Origin of the sequence: Micromonospora sp. CPCC 205539 (assembly GCF_036906815.1) — a bacterium.
In the GTDB taxonomy this organism is placed as follows: Bacteria; Actinomycetota; Actinomycetes; order Mycobacteriales; family Micromonosporaceae; genus Micromonospora.
Genome location: NZ_JBAKHW010000063.1, coordinates 22451 through 28805, shown reverse-complemented (window position 1 = coordinate 28805; position 6355 = coordinate 22451). Strand labels below are relative to the sequence as shown.

Annotated in this window: 6 protein-coding genes; 5 read left to right on the top strand and 1 reads right to left on the bottom strand. The window is 70.5% G+C overall.

Going from position 1 to position 6355, the window contains the following annotated elements:
- Positions 1-436: 436 nt before the first annotated feature.
- From rpsB to frr, 4 genes are all read left to right on the top strand, one after another.
- Positions 437-1363, top strand: coding sequence for a 30S ribosomal protein S2 (rpsB, locus tag V6V47_RS30855; protein ID WP_334632049.1), 927 nt, complete (start codon positions 437-439; stop codon positions 1361-1363).
- Between the two features lie 134 nt (positions 1364-1497).
- Positions 1498-2325 carry a translation elongation factor Ts gene (gene tsf, locus V6V47_RS30850; RefSeq protein WP_334632048.1) on the top strand — a complete coding sequence of 276 codons (828 nt, stop codon included), beginning with the start codon at positions 1498-1500 and terminating at the stop codon, positions 2323-2325.
- A 161-nt stretch (positions 2326-2486) separates the two neighbouring features.
- Entirely contained in the window at positions 2487-3254 is a 768-nt protein-coding gene (gene pyrH, locus V6V47_RS30845; RefSeq protein ID WP_088946657.1) for a UMP kinase, read from the top strand.
- 77 nt (positions 3255-3331) lie between these two features.
- Complete coding sequence (frr, locus tag V6V47_RS30840) at positions 3332-3889, top strand: ribosome recycling factor (RefSeq protein WP_334632046.1); 558 nt, start codon at positions 3332-3334, stop codon at positions 3887-3889.
- A 74-nt stretch (positions 3890-3963) separates the two neighbouring features.
- On the opposite strand, the gene V6V47_RS30835 is transcribed toward frr, so the two are convergent.
- Positions 3964-4407 carry a hypothetical protein gene (locus V6V47_RS30835; RefSeq protein ID WP_334632045.1) on the bottom strand — a complete coding sequence of 148 codons (444 nt, stop codon included), beginning with the start codon at positions 4405-4407 and terminating at the stop codon, positions 3964-3966.
- Positions 4408-4794: 387 nt separating this feature from the next.
- Here V6V47_RS30835 and V6V47_RS30830 point away from each other — a divergent pair, with 387 nt between their 5' ends.
- Positions 4795-6348 (top strand): phosphatidate cytidylyltransferase, encoded by a 1554-nt coding sequence (locus tag V6V47_RS30830; protein ID WP_334632044.1) that lies wholly within the window; start codon positions 4795-4797, stop codon positions 6346-6348.
- Positions 6349-6355 lie beyond the last annotated feature (7 nt).

Below are 6355 nucleotides of genomic sequence, written 5' to 3'. Positions count from 1 at the left end.
CGGGCTGGGCCCATGATCCGCACAACATCATGGAAATTGGGGCCTCAGGCGACGCGGAGGCAACACTTTCCCTGAAGTAGTGCGGATCATGGGCGCCGCAGGGCACGCGGGCCGTGCGATGGGGCCCGCGAGCCGTGCTGCGGGGCGGCACGCGGGCCGTGCAATGGGCCTGCGGGCGGTGGGCATGGATCGCGCCGCGCGTACGCGCCAGGCAGCGCGCGTACCCGGGGGTCGTCGGACCGGGGAGGGGCGTACACTGGCCAACTGGCGACCGCCTTGCGCGGTCGACCTCGCGCGCCCTCTTCACGAATCGTCGTGGAGCGACGGCCTCCCTGGTCCCGATCTTGGTCGGGAACACCATGGCCGGCGACCAGGCGCCAGGACGCCCGGCCACCGGCCGGGCGTGACAACCAGGGATCTTGAGGAGTACCCCACCATGGCCGTCGTGACCATGCGTCAGCTGCTGGAGAGCGGTGTCCACTTCGGGCACCAGACCCGGCGCTGGAACCCGAAGATGAAGCGATTCATCATGACGGAGCGCAACGGCATCTACATCATCGACCTGCGCCAGACCCTCGAGTACATCGAGAAGGCGTACGAGTTCGTCCGCGGCACGGTGGCCGAGGGCGGCAGCATCCTGTTCGTCGGCACCAAGAAGCAGGCCCAGGAGGCCATCGCGGAGCAGGCGACCCGGGTCGGTCAGCCGTACGTGAACCACCGCTGGCTCGGTGGCATGCTGACCAACTTCCAGACGGTGTACAAGCGGCTCCAGCGGATGAAGGAGCTCGAGGGTCTGGGCGACCTGAGCGGCACCGCCGCCGGGTTCACCAAGAAGGAGACCCTGCAGCTCTCCCGCGAGAAGATCAAGCTGACCCGCACCCTCGGTGGTCTGCGGGACATGCAGAAGCTTCCGGCCGCGGTCTGGATCGTCGACACCAAGAAGGAGCACATCGCTGTCGACGAGGCCCGCAAGCTGGGCATCCCGGTCATCGCGGTGCTGGACACCAACTGTGACCCGGACGAGGTCGACTTCCCGATCCCGGGTAACGACGACGCGATCCGCTCGGCCGAGCTGCTGACCCGGGTCGTCGCGGCCGCCGTCGCGGACGGTCTGATCGCGCGTTCCGGCCGTCGCCGGGGCAGCGACGAGAAGCCCGAGCCGGGTGTCGCGACCGACGAGCCGCTGACCGAGTGGGAGCGCGAGCTGCTCGAGCCGAAGAAGGCCGACGAGACCGCCGCCGCCCCGGCCGAGCAGCCGGCGCAGGCCGCTGCCGAGCAGCCCGCCACCGAGCAGCCCGCCACCGAGCAGGCCGCCGCTGAGCAGCCCGCCACCGAGCAGCCGGCCGCCGCTACCGCTGAGTGACCACGCCGTCGCTGCCCCGCCGTCCGTTTTCGCGTACGGCGGGCAGCGACGGCTCGTCGCGCACGATCGGCCCGGATCCGGGTAACCGGCATCTCTGACCATCCACACGCCGTCTCAACACCGAAGAGAGAGCCATGTCCCAAATCACCGCCGCGGACGTCAAGAAGCTCCGCGACCTCACCGGCGCCGGCATGATGGACAGCAAGAAGGCGCTGACCGAGGCCGAGGGCGACTTCGAGAAGGCCACCGAGATCCTGCGCGTCAAGGGCGCCAAGGATGTCGGCAAGCGGGCCGGCCGGACTGCCGCCAACGGCCTGGTCGCCCACTCCGGCAAGGCGCTGCTCGAGCTCAACTGCGAGACCGACTTCGTGGCCAAGACCGAGTCGTTCATCGAGTTGGCCCAGCAGCTGGTCGAGCACGGTGAGCGTTCCGGCGCGACCAACGCCGAGGAGCTGCTGGCGAGCGAGCTGAACGGCAAGGTCATCGCGGACCTGATCCAGGAGCAGTCCGCCAAGATCGGCGAGAAGCTGGTCCTCAACCGGTTCGCCAAGGTCGAGGGCACCACCGCGGTCTACCTGCACCGCAAGGCCCAGGACCTGCCGCCGGCCGTCGGCGTGCTGGTGTCGTACACCGGCAAGACCGACGAGGCGGGCGACGCCGACGCCCGTGGTGTCGCCATGCAGATCGCCGCGATGCGGCCGAAGTACCTCACCCGCGACGAGGTCCCGGCCGACGTCGTCGAGTCCGAGCGGCGCATCGCCGAGCAGACCGCCCGCGAGGAGAACAAGCCCGAGGCGGCCCTGCCGAAGATCATCGAGGGTCGGGTGAACTCCTTCTTCAAGGACTTCGTCCTCATCGAGCAGGCGTCCGTGTCCGACAACAAGAAGTCGGTGAAGCAGCTGCTGGCCGAGGCCGGCATCGAGGTCACCAGCTTCGTGCGGTTCGAGGTCGGCCAGGCCTGAGCCGCCACCGGGCGCCCTGGGCGCCCGTGGGCAGGAAACGTCAACGAGGAGGCCGCCGGTGTACGTGACAGGCACCGCGGCCTCCTCGTCACATAGGGTCAGCAGCGGCAGGTTCGCGGTACGCGGCGCGCGGGGCGTGCGCGTGGGGAAGGGCGGGGCGGATGACGCAGGTTGTGAGTGACCGAACGCTGGCGGTGGACGATCCGACGGCACCGCCGCCGGGACGGGCCCGCCGAGTGGTGCTGAAGCTCTCCGGTGAGGTGTTCGGCGGCGGCGCGATCGGCGTCGACCCGGACGTCGTCCAGGCCATCGCCCGGCAGATCGCCACCGTGGTTCGCCGTGGTGTGCAGGTCTCCGTGGTGGTCGGCGGCGGCAACTTCTTCCGTGGCGCGGAGCTGCAGAAGCGTGGGATGGACCGCGCCCGCGCCGACTACATGGGCATGCTCGGCACCGTGATGAACTGCCTGGCCCTGCAGGACTTCCTGGAGAAGGAAGGCATCGAGACCCGGGTGCAGAGCGCGATCACCATGGCCCAGGTCGCCGAGCCGTACATCCCGCTGCGCGCGATCCGGCACCTGGAGAAGGGCCGCGTGGTCATCTTCGGTGCCGGCGCTGGAATGCCGTACTTCTCCACCGACACCGTGGCCGCCCAGCGGGCGTTGGAGATCCGGGCCGACGTGGTGCTGATGAGCAAGAACGGCGTGGACGGCGTGTACACCGCCGACCCCCGGATCGACCCCACCGCCAGCAAGCTCGACTCGATCACCTTCTCCGAGGCGCTGCGCCGCAACCTGCGGGTGGCCGATGCGGCGGCGTTCAGCCTCTGCATGGAGAACGGCCTGCCGATGTTGGTCTTCGGCGCGCAGGGTGACGACACCATCATCCGCGCGGTGGGTGGCGACAAGATCGGCACCCTGATCACCGCCTGAGCCATCGGCCCCGACCCGGGGGCGACGGCAGCAGCGAGCAGAGCCCACGACGAGCACAGAAGGAGGCGAGGAGACCGGTGATCGACGACACCCTCCTCGAGGCCGAGGAGAAGATGGAGCGTGCGGTCGAGCACGCCAAGGAGGAGTTCGGCGCCATCCGCACCGGTCGCGCCAACGCCGCCATGTTCTCCAAGGTCATCATCGACTACTACGGCACGCCCACGCCGCTGACCCAGATGGCGTCCATCGCGGTTCCCGAGCCGCGGATGGCCATCATCAAGCCGTACGACAACTCGCAGATCAATGCGATGGAGAAGGCGATCCGCGACTCGGACCTTGGGGTAAACCCCAACAACGAGGGCAACCAACTGCGCATCCTGCTCCCGCAGATGACCGAGGAGCGCCGCCGCGAGATGATCAAGGTGGCGCGGCACAAGGGCGAGGAGGCCAAGGTGGCGATCCGCAACGTCCGCCGCCGTGGCAAGGAAGAGCTGGACCGCATCGTCAAGGACGGTGAGGCCGGCGAGGACGACGGTCGCCGCGCCGAGAAGGAGCTGGACGACCTGACCCAGCGCTACGCGGCCAACGTCGACGACCTGGTCAAGCACAAGGAGACCGAGCTGCTGGAGGTCTGACCGCAGGCGCGGCGTCCTTTCGGCGTACGACGTGAGGCCCGACCCCGTTCCGGGGCCGGGCCTCGTGCCGTGTGTCAGCGAGGGATCTTCACGGTCCGGGTGGTCTCGGTCAGCGTCGTCCCGACGTACGCGTCGTGCAGCTCGAAGCGCACGGTGGCCCGCCCGGTGTGCAGCACCGGGTCGGTCCGGTAGAAGCTCATCGAGATGCTCACGGTGCCCCCGTTGCAGGTCACCTCGCCGGCACCGTGCCCGCTGGTGGCCCAGAGGGTCGGCAGGCCGTCCTGGTGCAGCGACGCCGACAGGAAGTAGTACCCGGTCGGGCAGCGCCGCACCTCACCGAGGACCCGGGTCGCCGGGTAGTCGGGACCTTCCCCCTCGTAGCTCGGGTCGTACGGGTACAACTGGCTCGCGCGGTGCTCGATCGTGATCGTTGCCGGCCGTGTCGCCGCGACGGCCGGGTGGGCCACCGCCAGGACGATGGTGGCGATCGTCAACGCCGCCAGGCTGATTCTGCGCACGAGGCGCTCCCTTCCCCGTGGGACGTGCCGGCGGGCGCCGGCACAGTGACAGCCGACCATCGGTGTGCCCGGCGGGTCATCACCCATTCGCCCGGTAGCACCGTCGGATCGGCGTCGGTGAATCACTGGTCGGTGTCGGTTGGTCACGCGGGCGTTCCGTGTGGCCGTTCCGCCGCCCGCGGCCTGGGACGGGCGGCCGGGGCGCCATCGTCCGCCTCGTCGCGACGGCGGGTGCAGTAGGCTCGGCACGATTCCCGACCGCCGGGTGGTGAACGCCGGGAATCAGCCGGCCGTCGGGTCGGTCAACCGGAGGAACGAGTCGCACGTGTAGGGGTTGCTTGTGGTCTTGCGTCATGTGGTGGTACTCGCGCCGCGTCGCGGTGCGTGATGTCCCACCCCGACCCCTACAGCGGCCCGGAGCCCCGTGGCTGGGACCGGCCGGAGCGACCGGTGCCCCTGCCCTGGCCCGATCAGGACCTCGAACCAGGGCAGCGGAGCCGACGAGCCGGCGCCGGCCCTGAGCTGTACGCCGCCGAGCCCCGTACCCGGCCTCAGCCGTACGCCGACCCGTACCCGCCGGACCCGTACGACGAGCGTGGCCGCCCGGTCGGCCCGGACGACCGGGACCGGTACGAGGACGACCGGAGCCAGCCCGACCGGTACGACGACCTGGACCGTACCGATCGGTTTGACGATCGGGACCGCACCGGGCGGTACGACGCCCGCCCGCCCGTCAGCGACGACCGGCCCCGTTTCGACGGCCCGGAGCGTTTCGACGGCCCGGAGCGTTTCGACGAGCCTGGCCGCTACAACGGCCGGGAGCGTCACGACGACCCGGAGCGTTACGACGATTCCGGCCGTTACGACGACCCGCAGCGCTACGACGACCCGCAGCGCTACGACGACCCGCAGCGCTACGACGACCCGCAGCGCTACGACGACCGCGACGCCTCGGCCCGCTACGACGACGACGGCGGTTACCCGACCGCGCAGCTCGCGCCGATCCGGGCCGACCTCGGGCCGGAGCCGGACCAGGCGACCGATTCGGAGAACCCACGCGGCCGCAGGTCGAAGGGTCGACGGCGGGCCGGCGTCGACCGGCCGGCCACCCAACAGGCGGCCACCGGGCGAGCCGGGCGGAACCTGCCGGCGGCCATCGGGGTCGGGCTCGGCCTCGGCGCGCTGATCGTGGTGCCGCTGTTCCTGTTCCCGCCGGCGTTCCTGGTGGTGGTCGCCGCCGCGATCGCCGTCGGCATCTGGGAGATGGCCCGAGCGGTCCGGCGCAGTGGCGCGCACCCGCCGCTGGTGCCGCTGATCGCCGGTGGCGTGTTGACCATCGGGCTGGCCTGGTTCGCCGGTCCGGACGCGCTCAGCCTGGGGCTGCTGGTCACCGTTCTGGGCACGATGATCTGGCGGTTGGGCGACGGCCCGGCTGGCTTCCAGCGGGACCTCACCGCGGCCACCCTGATCGCCGTCTACGTGCCCTTCCTCGGCGGGTTCGCGGCCCTGCTGGCGGCGGCCCCCGACGACGGTCCGCTGCGCATCCTGGCCACGCTGATCGCGGTGGTCCTCTCCGACACCGGTGGGTACGCCGCTGGCGTCGCCTTCGGCCGCCACCCGATGGCGCCCTCGGTGAGCCCGAAGAAGTCCTGGGAGGGCTTCGCGGGCTCGGTCACCGCGGCGGCGCTGGGCAGCGCCCTGCTGCTCTGGCTGATGTTCGACCTGGCCCCGTGGTGGGGGGCGCTGTTCGGGGTGTCGGTGTCCTGCGCGGCGGTCCTCGGCGACCTGGCCGAGTCGATGATCAAGCGGGACCTCGGGGTCAAGGACATGAGCAATCTGCTGCCCGGTCACGGCGGCCTGATGGACCGACTGGACTCGATCCTGTTCGCCGTGCCGACCGCGTACCTGTTGCTGGTGATCTTCGTACCGATGGGGAACTGAGGCATGG

Excerpts from the sequence above, each read along its gene's own strand:
- pyrH (WP_088946657.1), top strand. The coding sequence starts at position 2,487 with ATGACGCAGGTTGTGAGTGACCGAACGCTGGCGGTGGACGATCCGACG.
- V6V47_RS30830 (WP_334632044.1), top strand. The coding sequence starts at position 4,795 with ATGTCCCACCCCGACCCCTACAGCGGCCCGGAGCCCCGTGGCTGGGAC.
- tsf (WP_334632048.1), top strand. The coding sequence starts at position 1,498 with ATGTCCCAAATCACCGCCGCGGACGTCAAGAAGCTCCGCGACCTCACC.
- rpsB (WP_334632049.1), top strand. The coding sequence starts at position 437 with ATGGCCGTCGTGACCATGCGTCAGCTGCTGGAGAGCGGTGTCCACTTC.